This is a genomic window from Lentzea sp. NPDC058450, assembly GCF_042721395.1.
Lineage (GTDB): Bacteria > Actinomycetota > Actinomycetes > Mycobacteriales > Pseudonocardiaceae > Lentzea.
The window spans coordinates 211,039-230,379 of the sequence record NZ_JBHXLO010000011.1 but is presented as its reverse complement, the minus strand read 5'-3'; the positions used below and the strand labels follow the sequence as shown (position 1 = coordinate 230,379).

Genomic DNA, 19,341 nt, shown 5'->3' with positions numbered 1-19,341 from the left:
CCCCTTTTTTTGCTCTGTCAGAGACGCGCGGCCGCGGCGAGCGTGCGCATGCCGTTCTCCAGCTGCGCGACCGTGGCCTCGGGAACCTCGAAGCCGCAGACCTTCAGCCAGTTGGCGAGCATGCGATGACCGCCGTCGGTCAGCACGGACTCGGGGTGGAACTGCACACCCTCGACCGGCAGCTCCCGGTGCCGCATGCCCATGACGATGCCGGTCTCCGTCTTGCCGGTGACCTCGAACTCCGCGGGGATCGTCTCCGGCAGCACCGTCAGCGAGTGGTACCGCGTGGCGATGAACGGCTGCGGCACCCCTTCCAGCACACCGCGACCCTCGTGAAAGACGATGCTCGTCTTGCCGTGCAACAACTCGGGCGCGCGATCGACCGTGCCACCCCACACGACACCGATCGCCTGATGGCCGAGACACACACCGAACACCGGCTTGCCGATGTCCGCGCACTTCTTGATGACGTCGATGCTCGCACCAGCACGCTCCGGCGTACCGGGCCCTGGGCTGACGAGCACACCGTCGACCTTGTCGATCTCGTCGAGGTCCACCTCGTCGTTGCGCCGCACGACGCACTCGGCCCCGAGCTGGGCGAGGTACTGGACCAGGTTGTAGACGAAGCTGTCGTAGTTGTCGACCACGAGCACGCGCATGAAGAGAGCTTAGTTGGTCGGCGCGAGTGAGTTAGCTCTCGTCTTCGTTGAGGTTAGGCTACCCTAAAATAGGTGTCATGAGTCGCCCCTTGCGCGTCGCGATCGTCGGCGCCGGACCGGCCGGCGTCTACGCCGCCGACATCCTGACCAAGTCCGACGTCGACGCGCAGATCGACCTCTTCGAGAAGCTGCCGGCCCCCTACGGCCTGGTCCGCTACGGCGTGGCGCCGGACCACCCCCGCATCAAGGGCATCGTCACCGCCCTGCAGAAGGTGCTCGACCGGCCGCAGGTCAGGTTCTTCGGCAACGTCGAGTACGGCGTCGACATCAAGCTCGACGACCTGCGCCAGTTCTACGACGCAGTCGTGTTCTCCACCGGCGCGTCCGCCGACCGGTCGATGGACATCCCGGGCATCGACCTGCCCGGCAGCTTCGGCGCCGCGGACTTCGTGTCCTGGTACGACGGCCACCCCGACGTGCCTCGTGAGTGGCCTCTGACCGCCACCTCGGTGGCCGTGCTCGGCGTCGGCAACGTCGCCTTGGACGTGGCTCGGGTACTCGCCAAGACCGCGGACGAGCTGCTGGTCACCGAGATCCCGGCGAACGTCTACGAGGGACTTCGCTCTTCTCCCGTCACGGACGTCCACGTCTTCGGCCGTCGCGGGCCGGCGCAGGCGAAGTTCACGCCGTTGGAACTGCGGGAGCTCGACCACTCCCCCAACGTCGAGGTGATCGTGCACGCCTCCGGAATCGAGTTCGACGAGGCCTCGATGCACGCGATCCGGAACAACAAGCAGGTCGAGATGATCGTGAAGACGTTGCAGGAGTGGGCGATTCGCGATGTCGGGTCGCGGCCTCGGCGACTGCACCTCCACTTCCTGGAGGCGCCGGTCGAGGTGCTCGGGTCTTCAGGTGTCGTCGGGCTGCGGACCGAAACCCAGGAACTGACCGGGGACGGGAACGTTCGGGGCACCGGGGTGTTCACCGATTGGGACGTTCAGGCCGTTTACCGGGCTGTCGGGTACCTGTCCTCGCATTTGGTCGACATTCCGTTCGACCACGTTTCCGGGACCATTCCGCACGAGGCCGGGCGGGTTCTGGACCTGGACGAGGTGCCGATGCCCGGGGTTTACACCACTGGGTGGATCAAGCGCGGACCTATTGGGTTGATCGGGCACACCAAGGGCGATGCCCTGGAGACGATCACCAGTTTGCTGGCGGACGCTGACACGTTGCCTCGTGCCGTTTCGCCGTCCACTGGTGCGGTGGTCGAGTTTCTCGCTGCCCGTGGCGTGCCGTTCGTCACCAATGACGGGTGGGGGCGGCTTGATGCCCACGAAATCGCGCTCGGGGCTGCTCACGGGCGTGAACGGATCAAGGTCGTTTCTCGTGAGGAGATGACTTCTGTCTCGAACGGCTGACGCCGTTCCTCGATGAGGCCGCCATCGCGATTTCGCGGTGGCGGTTTCACTTTGTCGCCTTCGCGTGTGGCTACTGGGTCGTGACGTTGTTGAACGGGAGCTTCGGCTCTGCCCACGGGAACACGACGAACATCAGCAGCGCGATGATGCCCAGGGCCAGGACCACCGCCTCCAGCACTCGCACCGCTGTCGGGCCCGGCAGGTGGCGCCAGATCCAGCTGTACATGGACTCAGGCCCCCGTCATCTCTGGTGGCACGAAGCCGTCGGCTACCGGGTAACTCTTGGTTTCGATGGCGTGCACGATCAGGCGCTGCTTGTCGGAGAAGCGCGGGTGGCACGTGGTGAGCGTGAGGAGGCGGGCCAGCTTGTCCTCGGGGACGGCGGCGCCCGTCTGGTGCGGAATCGGCGCGATCACTTCGCCCTGGCTGGGGGCGACGATTTCCTGGCCCACGGTTTTGGTGTAGGCGTCGCCCAGCGTCGCGGAGAGCGGGGCCACGCCGGCGCAGGCCGCCTCCTTCGACTTCGGGTTGGTGGCCCAGCCCTGGACTTCGCTGCTCATGGGGAGCACCCGGTAGACGAACCACTGGGTCTGGGTCTGGACGACCACCGCGTTGCAGGACTCGAGCAGGTCCAGGTCGTTGAACGGGGCGCCCTTGCCCACTCGGTGGCCCGCGATGGCGAAATTGCCCGCCTCGCCCGGTTGGGCGGTGTCCTTGTAGTGGCCAGGGCCGATTTCCAGGTGCTTGTCGGTCGTGCCTTCCACCACGGAGAACTTCCAGTCGTTGCCGAAGACCGGGATGTACATCTTCGCGAAGGCCTTGCCTTCGATCAGGTTCAGCTTCGACTGGCGGTTCGGGTCCGCCGGCGGGGGCGTGACGACGTTCGAGTTCCATTCGTTGTCGAGGGCCGCGGTCGCGTCCTGCTGCTTCTCCGCGGAGAGCAGGTCGGTGACGTAGACCTCGTAGACGACGAACAGGAGGACCACCAGGCCCATGGTGATGAGGGCTTCGCCCACGCCTCTGACCGCTTTGCGGCCGAGGCTCTCCGGTGGCAGGTCCGCCTTCTTCGGGGCCTCGTCGTCGTAGTAGTCGTCATCGTCGTAGTAATCGTCGTAGTCGTCCTCGACGCGCGGGATCACCTCGGTGGGCGGATCGACCGGGCGCGGGCGCGGAGGCATCGGGCGCGGCGGCATTCCCCTCGGCGGAGTGCCGGGCGGCGGACCGGGACGGCCCGGTTGCGGCATGCCTCGCGCTGGGGTGCCGGGCGGCGGGAAGATCGGGCGCTGTTGCGTGTTCGGGGGCAGGCTTCCGGAGAAAGCGCTGGTGAACTGGGTTGCGTCCGGTGGCGGCGTGGGCCGGGGAGAAGGTGTCGCCCGCACGTGCTGAAGGTCATCACGACGGGGTGCAGGACGCCGTGGAGGCGGTTGCTGCGGTCCCGAGTTCACCTGAGAACCTCCGCGCGGACTGTGAACTGAAAACAACTGCGTCTGCAAGGTGGTTCGCTGACCACCGCCGCTACGTTAACGTGTCTCCTGAGTAGTGCACGTAAACTCGCGTCACTCACGGATATCCACGTCAGGCGAGGACAGCATGCCCAAGTCGAAGGTCCGGAAGAAGGCGGTCTACACCGCACCCACTGACCGCCGCACGCCGGTCAAGGTCAAGGCAGCGGGGCCGTCTCACCCGGTCTACGTCGTTGTCATGCTCGGCTTCATGCTGCTCGGCCTCGCGTGGCTGGTCGTCAACTACATCGCGGCCGAGAAGATCCCGTTCATGCTGGAGCTCGGGGCGTGGAACTTCGCCATCGGCTTCGCGCTCATGATCATCGGCCTGCTGATGACGATGCGCTGGCGCTAGGCGCACAGCAGCTCACGGTTCGCACTGGTCGGCCCGGACGTCACACGTCCGGGCCGACCTTTGTTCGCTTCGGGTTCACCTGGTTCATCCGAGCGTCACCGAAGCACACGGCTGTAAGTCATCCCCATTGGGGACAAGTCCTGTGGACAACTTTGCACCAAAATGCACAAGCGACGGTTTTCCCTCATGCGGACCCGTTCAGTTGTCCACATTTCATGCGGCACACTCGACAGTGTGACTCGCACCTGGTCCACGCCCGCCCCGCTCGTCGCCACCGCGTGGGTGGTGGCTGCCGCGCTCGCCGTCGCGACGCTCATCGCCGACGACAACGCCGGACGTCTGCTCATCGGCCTGGCAACGCTGCTGGTCGCGTTCCTGGCGGCCTTCGCCTCACTGGCCCGGCCGCGGCTCACCGCCGACGCGAGCGGCCTGGTCGTGCGCGGGCTGGGGAGCAAGACGCACCTGCCGTGGCACGAGGTGAAGGTCAAGCTGCAGACCACCCGGAGGCTCGGGCGGGAACAGCAGACGTTGGAACTCGACGCCGAAGACCGTCTCGTGGTGCTCACGAGACTGGACCTCGGCGCCGATCCCGAAGAAGTGGCCGGAGTGCTGCACGCACTGCGGCCGTGAATCGCATCTAACGGCAGGTGTTGTACTCCAGGAGGAACTCCGCCGCCGTGTCCAGCTGCGCGGCGCGCAATGCGAACATCGCGCCGAGCAGCACTGCGGCCGCCACCACGGCACCGGCCTGGTAGGCGTTGCGGTTCTGCCGCGGCGCCTTGACCATCGCGAGCGTCAGCAGGCCGCCGATCACGAGGCCGCCGAGGTGCCCGAGCAGTGACGCGTTGGTGAAGAGGTTCGACACCAGGTTGAGCACGACGATCACGACGATCGTCGAGATGTCCCGCTGCTGCCGCTTGAACACGATCAGCAGCGCGCCCATCAGGCCGAACACCGCACCGGACGCTCCGGCGTACGTCGGGCAGACGCTGCCGAAGAAGAACGCCGACGCACTGCCGCCGAGCAGCGACAGGAAGTAGACGGCGCTGTACCGCAGCTTGCCGAGCTCCTGCTCGATCACCGGGCCGACCACGAACAACGCGGCCATGTTGAGCGCCAGGTGGATCAGGCCGAAGTGCATGAAGCCCGACGTGAGGACCCGCCACCACTCACCGCTCGCGGTGAGGCCGGGGATCATCGCCGTCTCGACGAAGATGCTCGACCTGCTGTTGTTCATCGGGCTGCCGGACTGGACGACCGTGGCGATGTACGCCAGGACGTTCACCGCGATCATCACCTGCGTGATGATCGGCCGGCCACCCGAGGCCACCGCGCCTGCGGACGTGCGCGCCTGACGGACCGAGCGCGAGCCTTCGTTCACGCAGTCGACGCATTGCATGCCGACCGACGCGTCACGCAGGCACTCCGGGCACATCGGACGGTCGCACCTGGTGCAGCGCAGCCGGGTGGGCCGATCGGAATGACGTGCGCAGACCGGGGTTTCCGGCTCCGCTCCGATCGGCCCCTCCGGTGGCACGGATGCGTTGCTCACGCGCGTTCGATCGTGATCCGCTCGATCTTGATGTCGTTGACCGGACGGTCGCCCGCGCCGGTCGTGGTGTTGCCGATCGCGTCGACGACGTCGCGCGACTCCTGGTCAGCGACCTCACCGAAGATCGTGTGCTTGAAGTTCAGCCACGTCGTCGGCGCCACGGTGACGAAGAACTGGGAGCCGTTGGTGTTGGGCCCGGCGTTCGCCATCGCGAGGAGGTACGGCTTGTTGAACTGGAGTTCCGAGTGGAACTCGTCGGCGAAGCGGTAGCCGGGGCCGCCGCGGCCGGTGCCCGTCGGGTCACCGGTCTGGAGCATGAAGCCGGCGATGACGCGGTGGAACAGGGTGCCGTCGTAGAACGGGCCCGACTTGGAGCCGCTCGCGTTCGCCTCGGTGTAGTCCTTGGTGCCCTCGGCGAGCCCGACGAAGTTCGCCACCGTCTTGGGGGCGTGGTCGGGGAGCAGGTTGATGCGGATGTCGCCCTGCGTGGTGTGCAGGGTCGCCGTCACCTTGGTCCCGACGAAGGATTCGTTGCTGTCAGCCACCACCCCATCGTGCCATCACAGGCGGAGATGTTCAGAAACGGGCACGATGGGTATCTCTATGACATCACCGGACGACAACGTGTGGAGCACAGGATGGACGAGGTGGACGTCATGACCCGCGCCGGCGAGAACGTTGGCAAGGCTGTCGGCACCGGTCTGAAGGCCGCGCGTCAGGGTGTCGTTCGCGCTGGTCACGCTGCTGAGGCCAAGCTGGCCGACCGCGGCATCACTACTGACCAGGTCCGCGGCGCACTCGTCGAGCGCGCTGACGCGCTCATGGGCAAGGCCGAGGACTGGGAGAAGCAGACGCGCCGCTCGCGCAAGCGGCTCGCGAAGAAGAGCGCCAAGACGCGCGCCGACCTCATGGGCAAGGCGGAGGTCGTGCGCAAGGAAGTGAAGAAGGCGGCGAAGCACGCGCGCAAGGACGCGAAGGTGCGAGCCAAGGAGATCCGCAAGGCCGCGGCCCAGCTCGGTGCGGACGCACCGAAGCGCCGCCGCTGGCCGTGGGTGCTGGGTCTGCTGATCGCGGCCGCGGCGGCGGGTTACGTCGCGCTGACGCGCCGGCCGCAGGAGGTCCACCTGCAGGAGGACGAGCAGCTTCCGCACGCGGAGCCCGTCCTCAACGGCCAGGTGCCGACCCAGAAGGAACCCATCAAGTAAGACCGCAGTGCCGAACGCCCCCGCGTCTCCTCTTTGCAGGGAGACACGGGGGCGTTCGTCGTGTCAGAGCTTGAGGCCCTTGATGGCCTCTTCCGCGATGCGGCGGGCCTTGATCGACTGCTTCTGGTTGCTCGAGACCACCACGGCCGCCTCGCCCTTGCCCACGGCGTAGACGACACCGGTGTCGTTGCTGACGTACCCTCCGGTCCACCCGGTGGGCGCGGTGGCGGGCTGCGAACCGTCCGGCGCCGCCTCGTTCACCACGAGCTTGGCCACGCGCTCGTCCCCCACGTAGACGCGCACGGTCAACTGGATCTCAGTTGCGTTGGCGTAGAAAAAGCACGCAGGGTGAGGCTGATCCGTTGACAGTTTCACTTTGGGTACACGCTGCCCGTTGGCCTCCGCGACGAATCCGGTCGCCAGGTAGGGGCAGGTGCCGTCACTCGCGGGCTGGGGCGCGGGCGGCACGGTCGGAGCAGCGCTGGTCGTCGTGGTGACCTGCTGCGTCTGGGTCGTCGGCACCGGCACGTTCTGAGCGGTCTGGGAACCGCATGCGGCGAGGACGCCGAGCAGGGGCAGCAACAGTGCTCGTTTCATAGGGGCAACAGTCAACCAGATACCAAAAGCGCCTCTACCGGCACACTCTAAATTGGTCCATACCTTTTGTGCCCTGCCCCCGCCCCACGCCCTGGAAGGACCCCTGACATGGAGTTCTTGGAGCAACGACGAGAGCACGCACTGGCGCTCTTCCGCATCATCATCGGTCTGTTCTTCGTGTTCCACGGGGTGCAGAAACTGGGCAAGGGAGTCGACTTCCTCGCCTGGCCGTCCGGCCCCGTCACCCTGATCGAACTGGTCGGCGGCGGCCTGATCCTCATCGGCCTGTGGACCCGTTGGGCCGCCCTGATCAGCTCCGGCGCCATGGCCTACGCGTACTTCGTGGTGCACCAGCCGCGAGCACTGCTGCCGATCGAGAACGGCGGCGAACTCGCGGCCGTCTACTCGTGGGCCTTCCTGCTGCTCGTGTTCACAGGCGCCGGCGCCTGGAGCATCGACACGATCCGCAAGTCGTCGAAGAAGCCACTCGCCGCCGCAGCGTGACGGCGTGATCGCGATGCCCAGAACGCACTGAAGCCCCGTTCGCAACGACGCGAACGGGGCTTCCGCACATCTGAGCTACCGAGCTCCGGGAGGCCGCACCCAAGGCGCGTGCCGCTCCCCCGGCTCCAACTCACCTCGCCAGTACCGAAAGACCGTCCCCTGCACCACGTCGACACCGCCGGCCGCCACCAGACACGTCACCGATTCCGTCCCACCGGCCTCGGCTTCGGCTTCGGCTTCGGCTTCGGCTTCGGCTTCGGCTTCGGCTTCGACCAGCACCTGCGGCATCTCACCGAGCCGCAGAGCCAAGGCCTCGACCTCATCCCGTCGCGGCGCACGAAACACGGGGTCCTGGAACGAAGTCGGGCACTGCACGCACAAGGGATCCGAGAACACGAGCTCGAGACCGTGCGAATAGGTCAGGTCGTGCCCGGCGCCCAGCCGCAACTCTCCCGCGTCGCAGGAAACCACGTCCCAGTCCCACCAGGACCCGTCCGGCAGTTCGACCACGGCACCAACCTGGCGCTCTTGCGACACCACGATGCACCCCCAAGGTCGACCAGACCCGAACCTACGCCGAGGGCAAGGCACCACGCGAAGGGACAAGAACTCCCCCAAGCGCAAGGCAAAGCGCAGCGCCACGGGGTTGGACGGGATGGGCGAGGCCTGGCGACTCCAAGGCGGAGGCCCCGCGCGAGGCATTGGATGAGGCCTGCTGACGCCGAAGGCGAGGCGGCCGGGGGTCCGGGGGCTTGCCCTCGGCGTGGGGTCTGGGGGCTCGGCCCCCAGAAAACACTTCGGGCCGAGGAGGTCTGCGCTTTTCGCAGACACTCCTCGGCCCGAGGAACGAATGGAGACGAGGGGAATCGAACCCCTAACCCCCGCCTTGCAAAGGCGGTGCTCTGCCAATTGAGCTACGTCCCCGCGCCTGAGGGCGGCTGGCCGCCCGTCAAGGCAAAGATCAGTCGGTGGGGGCGGTGGCCTCGCGCCACAGGTCCGCGTCGGCCTTGGCCGAACGGCTGCGCTTCACGAAGAACAGGACCGCACCGGCGACCACGACGAGTGCGATGATCTTCTTAGCCACTGGAAACCCCTCCAAGACTGTTAATGCCCCGACCTACCGCACCAGCCTACAGGCTTTGCGAGTGTTGGGCCGGGGCTCCGGGACGCGTGGTCCCAGACAAGAATGATGATTCGAATGGAAAACCCGAGTGGGCCTAGGAGGACTTGAACCTCCGACCTCTTCATTATCAGTGAAGCGCTCTAACCGCCTGAGCTATAGGCCCTCGATCATCACCCCTTGGGGCAACGAGGAGAACCTTACAGGATCGCCCTTCGCTGCCCCAAATCAGGGGGTCACTCTCGTTCGGACAACGTCAGTTCGAGGCCGCCGGCCAGGTCCGCGGACACGTTGTAGACGAACGCGCCGACGGTTGCGAGGGCCGTGAACAGGACGATGTTGACCGCTCCGATGATCGCCGAGACGCCGAAGACGCGGCCCGCGCTGATCAGCGGTTCGCCCGGCTCGTTGGCCTGGAGCAGGTCGTTCGCGGTGCTGTTGATCTTGTCCCATACGCCCATGCCGTGCAGGACGCCGTAGAGGACGCCGACTGCGACGAGCCAGACGAAGAACAACGCGACGCCCAGCACGAGGGCGAGCTTGAGGACCGACCACGGGTCGACGCGCTTCACCTGGAGTGAGGCGCGGCGCGGGCCGCGGCCGGGGCGGCGGGCCGACGGGGTGGAGGCGGCGGGGCGCGAGGCGCTGCTGCCCATGTTCACCGACGTGCGGCTGCTGCCCAGGCCCACGGGTACTGCCGAGCCCGTGACCACGGGCTTCTGCACCTTCACGGTGTCCGGGTCGGTGGACGGGAAGGCCGGGGCCGGTTCCGCCGCGGACGGGACCGGGGGTGCGGCCGGGGCCGTGTAGGTCTCGGTCGCGTCGTGCGTGGCGGCTTCCGTGTCGTTCGTCACTCGCTGCCAGGGCGGCGGGGCCGAGACGACGACCGGCTCGTCGGCGACGGGCGCCGGGGCGACCGGAGCCGGCGCGGGTGCCGGAGTCGGGGTGGCCGCCGCGGTCGGCGCCGGGGTGGCCGCCGGAGTGCTGAGCGAGACCGTCTTCTGTTCGACGGCGGGAGCGGCCTTCTCGGCCGGCTTGTCGGCCGGCTTCTCAGCGGGCTTTTCCGCTGCGGGCTTCTCCGCGGCGGCGGGTGCGGCGGCGACGGCCTCCTTGGCCTTCTCCGCCGACACCGGCTTGGTCTTGTCCTGCGCGGTTCCACCCGAGGAACCGGAGGCGGGTGCCGCGGCCGAGTCCGCCTTCTTCTCCGCCGGCTTCTGGGCGGAGTTCTGCGGAGTCGGCTTGGTGATGACCGCGGTCTTGTCCGCGTCCCGACCTTCGCGGTTCTCGGGTGGAGTCACGAGCTTGTCCTTGACCTCTCGCTAACGATTCCGACTACTCAGCCGAGTCGGTGGGGGTGGCTGCCTGGTCAGCGGCAGAGTCCTCCGCAACAGACGTCTCACCGTTAGTGACGTCGCTGGGCTCGTCCGCGTTGCGTGCGACGGCGATCAAAGTGGTGCTCTCGCCGAGGTTCATCAGCCGCACGCCCTTCGTCTGCCGTCCAGCCTTGCGCACCTGCTCGGCCTTGGTCCTGATGACCCCGCCGGTCGAGGTGATGGCGTAGAGCTCGTCGTCGACGTCGACGATGAGCGCGCCCACCAGCCTGCCACGTCGGCGGTCGTGCTGAATCGTCAGCACACCCTTGCCGCCGCGACCCTGGACCGGGTAGTCCTCGATCGGCGTGCGCTTCGAGTACCCACCGTCCGTCGCGACCAAAACGAACAGGCCCTCCTGGACGACGCCCACGGAAAGCAGCTCGTCATCGGCGTTGAACCGCATGCCCTGCACACCTGACGTGGCACGACCCATCGGGCGCAGCACGTCGTCGGTCGCGTGGAAGCGGATCGACTGACCGTCGGCGGACACCATGAGCAGGTCGTCGTCGGCCGAGCAGAGCACCGCTCCGACCAGCTCGTCGTCCTCGCGCAGGTTGATGCCGATAAGACCACCCGATCGGTTGGAATCGAAGTCGGACAACTTCGACTTCTTGACCAGGCCCTTGCGGGTGGCGAGCACGAGGTACGGCGACACCTCGTAGTTCTTGATCTGGATGACCTGCGCGATCTCCTCGTCCGGCTGGAACGCGAGGAGGTTCGCGACGTGCTGGCCGCGGGCGTTGCGGTTCGCCTCGGGCAGCTCGTACGCCTTCGTGCGGTACACCCGGCCCTTGTTCGTGAAGAACAGGATCCAGTCGTGCGTCGAGCACACGAAGAAGTGCGCCACGATGTCGTCCTGCTTGAGCTGCGCTCCCTGCACGCCCTTGCCGCCGCGCTTCTGCGCCCGGTAGAGGTCGGTCTTGGTGCGCTTCGCGTAGCCGGTGCGCGTGATCGTGACGACCACGTCCTCGACCGCGATCAGGTCCTCCATGGACACGTCGCCGTCGAACGGGATGATCTTCGTGCGCCGGTCGTCGCCGAACTTCTCGACGATCGCGATGAGCTCCTCGCGCACGATGGCGCGCTGACGCTCCGGCTTCTCGAGGATGTCCTTGAGGTCGGCGATCTCGATCTCGATCTCGGCCAACTGGTCGATGATCTTCTGGCGCTCGAGGGCGGCCAGGCGGCGGAGCTGCATCTCCAGGATCGCGTTGGCCTGGACCTCGTCGACGTCGAGGAGGTCCATCAGGCCCTGACGCGCGATGTCCGGCGTCTCGGACCGGCGGATCAACGCGATGACGGCGTCGAGCTGGTCGAGCGCCTTCACCAGACCGCGCAGGATGTGGGCGCGCTCCTCGGCCTTGCGCAGGCGGAAGCGCGTCCGCCGGACGATGACCTCGATCTGGTGCTTCACGTAGTGGCGGATCATCTGGTCGATCCGCAACGTGCGCGGCACGCCGTCGACGAGCGACAGCATGTTCACACCGAACGAGTACTGCAGCTGGGTGTGCTTGTAGAGGTTGTTCAGCACGACCTTCGCCACCGCGTCGCGCTTGAGCGTGATCACGATGCGCATGCCGATGCGGCGGTTCGACTCGTCCGCGATGTTCGCGATGCCGGTGAGCTTGGCGTCGCGGACCAGCGAGGCGATGTTCTCGACCAGGTTGTCCGGGTTGACCTGGTACGGCAGCTCGGTGACGACCAGGATCGTGCGGCCCTTGGCGTCCTCGTCCATCTCCACGACGGCGCGCATGCGGACCGAGCCGCGACCGGTGCGGTACGCGTCCTCGATGCCGGACGTGCCGAGGATCTGGCCGTACGTCGGGAAGTCCGGGCCCTTGATCCGGGCGATCATCGCTTCGAGGGTCTCCTCGTCGGAGGCCTCGAAGTTGTCCAGCGCCCACACGACGCCGTCCGCGACCTCGCGGAGGTTGTGCGGCGGGATGTTGGTCGCCATGCCGACGGCGATGCCGGAGCTGCCGTTGATCAGCAGGTTCGGGATGCGCGACGGCAGGACCGTCGGCTCCTGGATGCGACCGTCGTAGTTGTCGCGGAAGTCGACGGTGTCTTCCTCGATGTCGGCCAGCATCTGCATGGCCAACGGCGAGAGCCGGCATTCCGTGTACCGCATGGCGGCGGCGGGGTCGTTGCCGACCGAGCCGAAGTTGCCCTGTCCCTGGATCAACGGGTAGCGCAGCGCCCACGGCTGGGCGAGACGCACCAACGCGTCGTAGATCGCCGAGTCACCGTGGGGGTGGTAGTTGCCCATCACGTCGCCGACGACGCGCGCGCACTTGTTGAAGCCGCGGTCGGGGCGGAAGCCGGAGTCGAACATCGAGTACAGCACCCGGACGTGCACGGGCTTGAGCCCGTCGCGCACGTCCGGCAACGCGCGTCCGACGATCACGGACATCGCGTAGTTGATGTACGAGTTCTGCATCTCCTGCTGGATCTCGACCGGCTCGATGCGGTCGTGGTCCGGCGGCAGAGTCGTCTCGCTCACTGTTCTCTTTCCTTCTCGCCAGAAACGCCAGGGTGCCTAAGAAGCGGGACCGGACTCAGATGTCCAGGAACTTGATGCTCTTGGCGTTGCGGGTGATGAACGAGCGGCGTGCTTCGACGTCCTCGCCCATGAGCACGCTGAACAGCTCGTCGGCGGTGGCCGCGTCGTCCATGGTGACCTGGCGCAGGATCCGGTTGGCCGGGTCCATCGTGGTCTCCCACAGCTCCTCGGCGTTCATCTCGCCGAGACCCTTGTACCGCTGGATGTTGTCGTCCTTGCCGAGCCTCTTGCCGCCCTCGAGACCGGCCTTGATCACGGCGTCGCGCTCGCGGTCGGAGTAGACGTACTCCGGCTCGGTGCGCTGCCACTTGATCTTGTAAAGCGGCGGCTGCGCGAGGTAGACGTGGTTGTGCTCGATGAGCGGCTGCATGAAGCGGAACAGCAGCGTCAGCAACAGGGTGCGGATGTGCTGGCCGTCGACGTCGGCGTCGGCCATCAGCACGATCTTGTGGTAGCGCAGCTTGGTCAGGTCGAACTCGTCGTGGATGCCGGTGCCGAGCGCCGTGATCAGCGACTGGACCTCGGTGTTCTTGAGAACGCGGTCGATGCGCGCCTTCTCCACGTTGATGATCTTGCCGCGGATCGGGAGGATGGCCTGGTACATGGAGTCCCGGCCCTCTTTGGCTGATCCACCGGCGGAGTCACCCTCGACGATGTAGAGCTCGCAACGCTCCGGCTCGGTCGAGCGGCAGTCCTTCAACTTGCCCGGCAGGCCGCCGATGTCCAAGGCACCCTTGCGGCGCACCAGTTCGCGGGCCTTGCGGGCGGCGATGCGGGCCTGCGCCGACGACACCGACTTGGTGACGATCGTCTTGGCCTCGTTGGGGTGGCGCTCGAACCAGTCGGCCAGGTGCTCGTTCGTCGACTTCTGCACGAACGACTTGGCCTCGCTGTTGCCCAGCTTGGTCTTCGTCTGGCCCTCGAACTGGGGCTCCTTCAACTTCACCGAGATGATCGCCGCGAGACCCTCGCGGATGTCGTCACCGGTGAGGTTGGTGTCCTTCTCCTTGAGCAGCTTCTTCTCGCGCGCGTACTCGTTGACGACTCGCGTCAGCGCCGCGCGGAAGCCCTCCTCGTGGGTGCCGCCCTCGTGCGTGTTGATCGTGTTCGCGAACGTGTAGACCGACGCGGTGTAGCCGGTGTTCCACTGCATCGCGACCTCGACCTGGAGGTCCTCCCCCTGCGCCTCGAAGCCGATCACCTTCTGGTGCACGGCCTCGCGCGTGTGGTTGATGTGGCGGACGAAGTCCTCCAGACCACCGGGGTAGTGGAACGTGCGCTCCTTCACCGCGGCCTTGTGGCCTTCGGCGTCGGCTTCCTCGTCCTCCGGCGAGACCCGCTCGTCGCGCAGGATGATCGTGATCCCCTTGTTGAGGAACGCCATCTCCTGCAGCCGGCGTGCGATCGTCTCGACGTTGTACGTCGTGGTCTCGAAGATCTCCGGGTCTGCCCAGAACGTGACGGTGGTGCCGGTCTCCGTCGTCGGCTCGCCCTTGCGCAGCTCGTGCGCGGGCTTCGACGCCTCGTACCGCTGGTTCCAGACGTGACCGGCGTTCTTGATCTCCAGGTCGACGGCGGTCGACAGCGCGTTCACCACGGAGATGCCGACGCCGTGCAGGCCGCCGGACACCGCGTAGGAGTCGCTGTCGAACTTGCCGCCCGCGTGCAGCTTGGTCATGACGACCTCGACGGTCGGGACGCCCTCGACCGGGTGGATGCCCGTCGGGATGCCGCGGCCGTCGTCGATCACCCGGACACCGCCGTTGGCCAGCAGGGTCACGTCGACCGTCGTCGCGTAGCCCGCCATCGCCTCGTCGACGGAGTTGTCCACAACCTCCTGGACCAGGTGGTGCAGACCGCGTTCACCGGTGGAGCCGATGTACATGCCCGGCCTCTTGCGCACTGCCTCAAGGCCTTCGAGGACGGTGATCGAGGACGCGTCGTACTGGTTCTTCTGAGCTGACACGGGCCTGGAGTCTCCTCGCTGATGCGGGCAGGACCCGCACGATGTTCCCCGACTACTGGGATTGGGGTTGAAGCTCTCCCGTTGATTCTACCGGGGCACCCCGACAGAACGGGGTCAAGGACACCTTTGAATCGGTCACAGAGCGCCTCAAGCGGCGCAGGACGGGTCAGGACGGCTGAAACGGGGGTTTAAATCCGCAGGTGAACGCTCATTGAGCCACAGAACGGCCGCAGAGCGCCTCGCGCGACCTCACCCGTAGGTGTCACGCGGACCGCGCCCAGGCGCGTGCCTGGGGCCGTGTCGCCAGCTCGGAGCGTCCGGTCCCTTGATCTTGAGCCTTTTGACGACGCCGTTGCCCACACCCGCGGCGATCCGCTTGATCAGCTCTCGCTGCAGAAGGCGCAGCTGAGTGGCCCACGCCGTCGACGACGCCTGGACCGTCAGTTCCCCGTCACTGAGCGCGATCGGTTTCGCGTGCTCGGCGACGTCCTCACCTACTAATTTTGCCCAACGACCGAAGACCTGGCCACCCTGCAGTTGCTCCACCCAGCCGCGGTCCGCCGCGATCCTGGACGCGATCCGGCCGAGCGGCTGGGGGTCGCGGTCGTCGGGTCCCGGACCCGACCAACGGCGGCGGCGACGCTGGACCGGACGGCCCTTCGCCTTGCTCCCCGGCACCCGTCCGCGGGCCTTCGCGGCCGCTTTCGCCGCCTCCAGAGCTGCCCGCGCGAGGTCCGAACCCTTCAGTGGCTCACCCTCAGGTGTGAATGAACCTGTGGACAAGTCCGGATTTGTGACGGAGTTATCCACACCATCCACAGACTTGTCCCCAGATGTGTGGGCGGACACACCCGATCGAGCTACATGTGGGGGCTTCGAACCCCCAGAGTCAGCCTCCGAGTCAGACACGCCGCACCTCCCCGCCGTGGACCTCGAACCGGGCACCGCTCAGCTCGTCCGGAACGTCCTCCGCCACCGCCGCGGTGATCAGCACCTGCTCGGCGGCGGCCGCCACCTTGGCCAGTTGCTGACGCCGGCCGCGGTCCAGTTCCGCGAACACATCGTCCAGCACGAGCACCGGTTCGATGCCGTCGACACGCATCAGCTCGTACCCTCCGAGCCGCAGTGCGAGCGCGAACGACCATGACTCTCCGTGACTGGCGTAGCCCTTCGCGGGGAGTTCGCCGAGCGTCAGGTCGAGGTCGTCCCGGTGGGGACCGACGAGACACACGCCGCGTTCGATCTCCTGCTTGCGCACCCGGTCGAGCTCGGCCAGCAGCAGGTCCTCGATGCTCTCCCTGTCTTCCGGCAGGTCGCCGACGCTCGAGCGGTACGAGATGAGCGCCGGACGCGACTCCGGAGCGACCTCCGCGTACGCCGAGGTCACGTGGTCCGCCATGTCGCGGACCAGCTTCAACCGCGCGGCCAGCAGCTCCGCGCCGTGCTTGGCGAGATGCCCGTCCCAGACGTCGAGCGTCGAGAGGTCCGCCGACCGTGAATGCTTCACCGTCTTCAGCAACGCGCTGCGCTGCTTGAGGACACGGTCGTAGTCGCTGCGAACTCCCGCATAACGCGGTGCGCGCAGCACGAGCATCTCGTCGAGGAACCTGCGTCGGTCGCTCGGATCGCCCCTCACGAGAGAGAGGTCCTCCGGTGCGAACAACACGGTCCGCAGAATCCCGAGCACGTCACGCGGACGTGGCACCGGACCCCGGTTGATCCGCGCCCGGTTCGACTTGCCGGCCGTGATCTCCAGTTCCACGAGCAGCTCGCGGTCCTCGTTGACCACGGCCGCCCGCACCACGGCGCGCTGGGCGCCGTGCCGGATCAGCGGCGCGTCGCTGGACACGCGGTGCGAACCCAGCGTCGCCACGTACCCGATCGCCTCGACCAGGTTCGTCTTGCCCTGGCCGTTGCGGCCGACGAGCACCGACGCGCCGGGGTCGAGCTCCAGGTCAGCGAGCGTCCACGACCGGAAGTCGCTGACCTGGAGGTGTCTGACGTGCACTTATGCCTTCTGGACCGCGTGGCCGCCGAACTGGTTGCGCAGTGCGGCGACGGCACGCATCGCGGGCGAGTCGTCCTGCCGCGACTGGAACCGCGCGAAGAGCGCCGCGGAGATCACCGGGAGCGGTACCGCGTTGTTGATGCCCTCCTCGACGGTCCACCGGCCCTCGCCCGAGTCCTCGACGTACCCGCGCAGGTCGTCGAGCTCCGGGTCGGACTCCAGCGCGCGCACCAGCAGGTCGAGCAACCACGACCGCACCACGGTTCCCCGCTGCCAGGCCGAGATGACCGCCGGCACGTTGTCCACGACGTCGGTCTTGTCGAGGAGCTCGAAGCCCTCGGCGTACGCCTGCATCAGGCCGTACTCGATGCCGTTGTGGACCATCTTCGAGTAGTGACCGGCGCCGACCTTGCCCGCGTGCGCGAAGCCTTCCTCGCGCGGGCCTTCCGGGCGGAGCGCGTCGAAGATGGGCATCGCCTGCTCGACGTGCGCGGCGTCGCCGCCGACCATCAGCGCGTAGCCGTTGTCGAGGCCCCACACGCCACCGGACACGCCGGCGTCGACGTAGCCGATCTCCTTCTCCGCCAACAGGTCCGCGTGGATGCGGTCGTCGGTGAACTTAGAGTTGCCGCCGTCGACGACGAGGTCGCCGGGCGAGAGCAGCTCGGACAGCTCCTTCACCGTGTTACGGGTGATGTCGCCGGCGGGCACCATGACCCACACCACGCGCGGTGCTTCGAGCTTGGACACCATGTCCGCCAACGATTCCGAGTCGCTGACCGCCGGGTTGCGGTCGTAGCCGATCACCTCGTGACCGGCCCGGCGCACCCGCTCGCGCATGTTGAAACCCATCTTGCCGAGGCCGACGAGTCCGAGCTGCACGGTGTTCTCCCCTACTACGTTTCTGTTACCCGGTAAGGGTTTCTCAGCCGGGAAGGCGAACGGGCATGAGCAGGTACAGATAGCCCGGCGCCACGTTCCCATCCTCGTCCACCGGCTTCAGCAATGCCGGGCGGCTGGGTGTGGTGAAGGACAAGTGGACTTTCTGCGTGCGGACGGCTCCGAGGCCGTCGAGCAGGTAGCCCGGGTTGAACGCGATGGTGACGGCCTCGCCGGTGTACTCGACCGGAAGTTCTTCTTCCGCAGAGCCTTCGTCGTCGCCACCGGCCGAGAGACGCAGGCCACCGTCGACGAACTCGAGGCGCACCTGCGTGCCGCGCTCGGCGACGAGGGACACGCGCTTGATCGCCTGCTGCAGCGCGTCGATGTCCATGATCGCCGCGGCGCTGTGCTCGGAGGGCAACAACTGGCGGTACTTCGGGAAGTCCGCGTCGAGCAGGCGGGTCGTTGTGCGCTTGCCGGAACCGGAGAGACCGAGCAGTCCGTCGTTGGCGGCGAGCGACATCTCGACCTTGCCACCGGACGAGCCGAGCGTCTTGGCCGCGTCGCCGAGCGTGCGGGCCGGGACGAGGACGGCGACCTCGCCGAGGGAAGCGTCGGGCTCCCACGGGAACTCGCGCATCGCGAGGCGGAAGCGGTCGGTGGCGACGAGCGTCAGCTTGCCGTCGCCGATCTCGACGCGGACGCCGGTCAGCATCGGGAGCGTGTCGTCCTTGCCGGCCGCGACGGCGACCTGGCTGACGGCCTCGCCGAAGATCTCGCCGGGGAGCTCACCGATCAACTGCGGCATGGACGGGAGCGCGGGGTAGTCCTCGACCGGCATCGTCGGGAGGCTGAACCTGGCGCTGCCACAGCTGATCATCATGCGAGAGCCGTCGACGGCGATCTCGACGGGGTGGTTCGGGAGCGCCTTGGTGATGTCGGCCAGAAGGCGCCCGGAGACCAGAGCGCGGCCCCCGTCGGCGATCGTCGCGGGAACGCCGACCTGAGCCGAGACCTCGTAGTCGAACCCGGAGACCGTCAGCGACTCGTCCGACTCCGCGTCGAGCAGCACGCCGCCCAGCACGGGAACCGGCGGACGGGACGGAAGGCTGCGAGCGACCCAGGCGACAGCGTCGGCCAGGCCGTCGCGTTCGACGCGGATCTTCATGAGGCGTCCTTTCCTCGACAGTCGACAAGCCCAACCACGACAACGTGCCAGTGGGGGTTAGGGAGCCTCGACCCTCGGCTGCCCGAGGTGCGGAGCAACCACGTTAGAGCGTCCTGGCCCTTCCCGTCACTTCGGGGTTCGGGCACCGATCCCCGGGAACCATCCACGCTGTTTTGCTTTTGAAGATCTTCCTTGAAGAGATCCAACAGCAGTAACAGTAAGGGTTGTGGATTGTGGGGACAGGTCTTAAACACGCAGGTCAAGGTGTCACCCACCATGTGGACTAAGGGGGGATGGCACCCGGGGACAGATCGGCGCACCCGGGGACAGCCAGTTGTGCACAGCTCTCGATCCACAGATCGTCCACAGTTGTCCCCGGGTGCGTCCCCGGGTGCGGGCCAGTTGTACCCGGGTGTTCAACAGGCTTCCGTGGCCAGATCGTGGCCGGGGCCACAGACTTTTCCAG

Annotated in this window: 19 protein-coding genes, 2 tRNA genes and 1 pseudogene; 5 read left to right on the top strand and 17 right to left on the bottom strand. The window is 67.0% G+C overall.

The genetic code is table 11. The annotated features are described in order from the left end of the window. Positions 1–17: 17 nt before the first annotated feature. Positions 18–659 carry an aminodeoxychorismate/anthranilate synthase component II gene (locus tag ACFWNN_RS19770; protein WP_382441356.1) on the bottom strand — a complete coding sequence of 214 codons (642 nt, stop codon included), beginning with the start codon at positions 657–659 and terminating at the stop codon, positions 18–20. 77 nt (positions 660–736) lie between these two features. Between ACFWNN_RS19770 and ACFWNN_RS19765 the strand changes: the two genes are divergently transcribed. Continuing rightward, a complete protein-coding gene (locus ACFWNN_RS19765; protein ID WP_382441355.1) occupies positions 737–2,080 on the top strand; it encodes an FAD-dependent oxidoreductase in 1,344 nt (447 codons plus the stop codon). Between the two features lie 70 nt (positions 2,081–2,150). Here ACFWNN_RS19765 and ACFWNN_RS19760 read toward each other — a convergent pair whose 3' ends face one another. Further along, positions 2,151–2,306 (bottom strand): hypothetical protein, encoded by a 156-nt coding sequence (locus ACFWNN_RS19760; protein ID WP_382441354.1) that lies wholly within the window; start codon positions 2,304–2,306, stop codon positions 2,151–2,153. Between the two features lie 4 nt (positions 2,307–2,310). After that, entirely contained in the window at positions 2,311–3,258 is a 948-nt protein-coding gene (locus ACFWNN_RS19755; RefSeq protein WP_382441353.1) for a class E sortase, read from the bottom strand. Positions 3,259–3,670: 412 nt separating this feature from the next. Here ACFWNN_RS19755 and crgA point away from each other — a divergent pair, with 412 nt between their 5' ends. Beyond that, positions 3,671–3,937 carry a cell division protein CrgA gene (gene crgA, locus ACFWNN_RS19750; protein WP_030465604.1) on the top strand — a complete coding sequence of 89 codons (267 nt, stop codon included), beginning with the start codon at positions 3,671–3,673 and terminating at the stop codon, positions 3,935–3,937. 234 nt (positions 3,938–4,171) lie between these two features. Continuing rightward, positions 4,172–4,567 carry a PH domain-containing protein gene (locus ACFWNN_RS19745; protein ID WP_382441352.1) on the top strand — a complete coding sequence of 132 codons (396 nt, stop codon included), beginning with the start codon at positions 4,172–4,174 and terminating at the stop codon, positions 4,565–4,567. Between the two features lie 7 nt (positions 4,568–4,574). Here ACFWNN_RS19745 and ACFWNN_RS19740 read toward each other — a convergent pair whose 3' ends face one another. After that, complete coding sequence (locus ACFWNN_RS19740) at positions 4,575–5,474, bottom strand: rhomboid family intramembrane serine protease (RefSeq protein ID WP_382441372.1); 900 nt, start codon at positions 5,472–5,474, stop codon at positions 4,575–4,577. An 11-nt stretch (positions 5,475–5,485) separates the two neighbouring features. Then, positions 5,486–6,034, bottom strand: coding sequence for a peptidylprolyl isomerase (locus ACFWNN_RS19735; RefSeq protein WP_382441351.1), 549 nt, complete (start codon positions 6,032–6,034; stop codon positions 5,486–5,488). Positions 6,035–6,127: 93 nt separating this feature from the next. On the opposite strand from ACFWNN_RS19735, the gene ACFWNN_RS19730 reads away from it, so the two are divergent. Then, positions 6,128–6,694, top strand: a complete 567-nt coding sequence (locus tag ACFWNN_RS19730) for a hypothetical protein (protein ID WP_382441350.1) — start codon at positions 6,128–6,130, stop codon at positions 6,692–6,694. 63 nt (positions 6,695–6,757) lie between these two features. On the opposite strand, the gene ACFWNN_RS19725 is transcribed toward ACFWNN_RS19730, so the two are convergent. Beyond that, positions 6,758–7,162 carry a DUF2020 domain-containing protein gene (locus ACFWNN_RS19725; RefSeq protein WP_382441371.1) on the bottom strand — a complete coding sequence of 135 codons (405 nt, stop codon included), beginning with the start codon at positions 7,160–7,162 and terminating at the stop codon, positions 6,758–6,760. A 237-nt stretch (positions 7,163–7,399) separates the two neighbouring features. On the opposite strand from ACFWNN_RS19725, the gene ACFWNN_RS19720 reads away from it, so the two are divergent. Then, entirely contained in the window at positions 7,400–7,795 is a 396-nt protein-coding gene (locus tag ACFWNN_RS19720; RefSeq protein ID WP_382441349.1) for a DoxX family protein, read from the top strand. Between the two features lie 75 nt (positions 7,796–7,870). On the opposite strand, the gene ACFWNN_RS19715 is transcribed toward ACFWNN_RS19720, so the two are convergent. From ACFWNN_RS19715 to dnaN, 11 genes and pseudogenes are all read right to left on the bottom strand, one after another. Next, positions 7,871–8,305 carry a hypothetical protein gene (locus ACFWNN_RS19715; RefSeq protein WP_382441348.1) on the bottom strand — a complete coding sequence of 145 codons (435 nt, stop codon included), beginning with the start codon at positions 8,303–8,305 and terminating at the stop codon, positions 7,871–7,873. A gap of 341 nt (positions 8,306–8,646) precedes the next feature. Further along, positions 8,647–8,719: transfer RNA gene (locus tag ACFWNN_RS19710), tRNA-Ala, on the bottom strand. A 40-nt stretch (positions 8,720–8,759) separates the two neighbouring features. Continuing rightward, a pseudogene (locus ACFWNN_RS19705) lies at positions 8,760–8,879 on the bottom strand (DLW-39 family protein); the annotation flags it as partial. A gap of 128 nt (positions 8,880–9,007) precedes the next feature. Further along, a tRNA-Ile gene (locus tag ACFWNN_RS19700) sits at positions 9,008–9,081 on the bottom strand. Positions 9,082–9,151: 70 nt separating this feature from the next. After that, positions 9,152–10,213, bottom strand: coding sequence for a DUF3566 domain-containing protein (locus tag ACFWNN_RS19695; protein WP_382441347.1), 1,062 nt, complete (start codon positions 10,211–10,213; stop codon positions 9,152–9,154). Between the two features lie 34 nt (positions 10,214–10,247). Then, on the bottom strand, positions 10,248–12,791 hold the full coding sequence (gene gyrA, locus ACFWNN_RS19690) for a DNA gyrase subunit A (protein WP_382441346.1): 2,544 nt from the start codon (positions 12,789–12,791) through the stop codon (positions 10,248–10,250). Between the two features lie 55 nt (positions 12,792–12,846). Next, the gene (gene gyrB, locus ACFWNN_RS19685; protein ID WP_382441345.1) at positions 12,847–14,817 is read right to left on the bottom strand and encodes a DNA topoisomerase (ATP-hydrolyzing) subunit B; all 1,971 of its coding nucleotides are present in this window, start codon (positions 14,815–14,817) and stop codon (positions 12,847–12,849) included. 249 nt (positions 14,818–15,066) lie between these two features. Then, positions 15,067–15,600 (bottom strand): DUF721 domain-containing protein, encoded by a 534-nt coding sequence (locus tag ACFWNN_RS19680; RefSeq protein ID WP_382441344.1) that lies wholly within the window; start codon positions 15,598–15,600, stop codon positions 15,067–15,069. 118 nt (positions 15,601–15,718) lie between these two features. Next, positions 15,719–16,825 carry a DNA replication/repair protein RecF gene (gene recF, locus ACFWNN_RS19675; protein WP_382441343.1) on the bottom strand — a complete coding sequence of 369 codons (1,107 nt, stop codon included), beginning with the start codon at positions 16,823–16,825 and terminating at the stop codon, positions 15,719–15,721. Beyond that, positions 16,826–17,707, bottom strand: coding sequence for a phosphogluconate dehydrogenase (NAD(+)-dependent, decarboxylating) (gene gnd / locus ACFWNN_RS19670; RefSeq protein ID WP_382441342.1), 882 nt, complete (start codon positions 17,705–17,707; stop codon positions 16,826–16,828). Between the two features lie 43 nt (positions 17,708–17,750). Continuing rightward, entirely contained in the window at positions 17,751–18,875 is a 1,125-nt protein-coding gene (gene dnaN, locus ACFWNN_RS19665; protein ID WP_382441341.1) for a DNA polymerase III subunit beta, read from the bottom strand. Between the last annotated feature and the right edge of the window lie 466 nt (positions 18,876–19,341).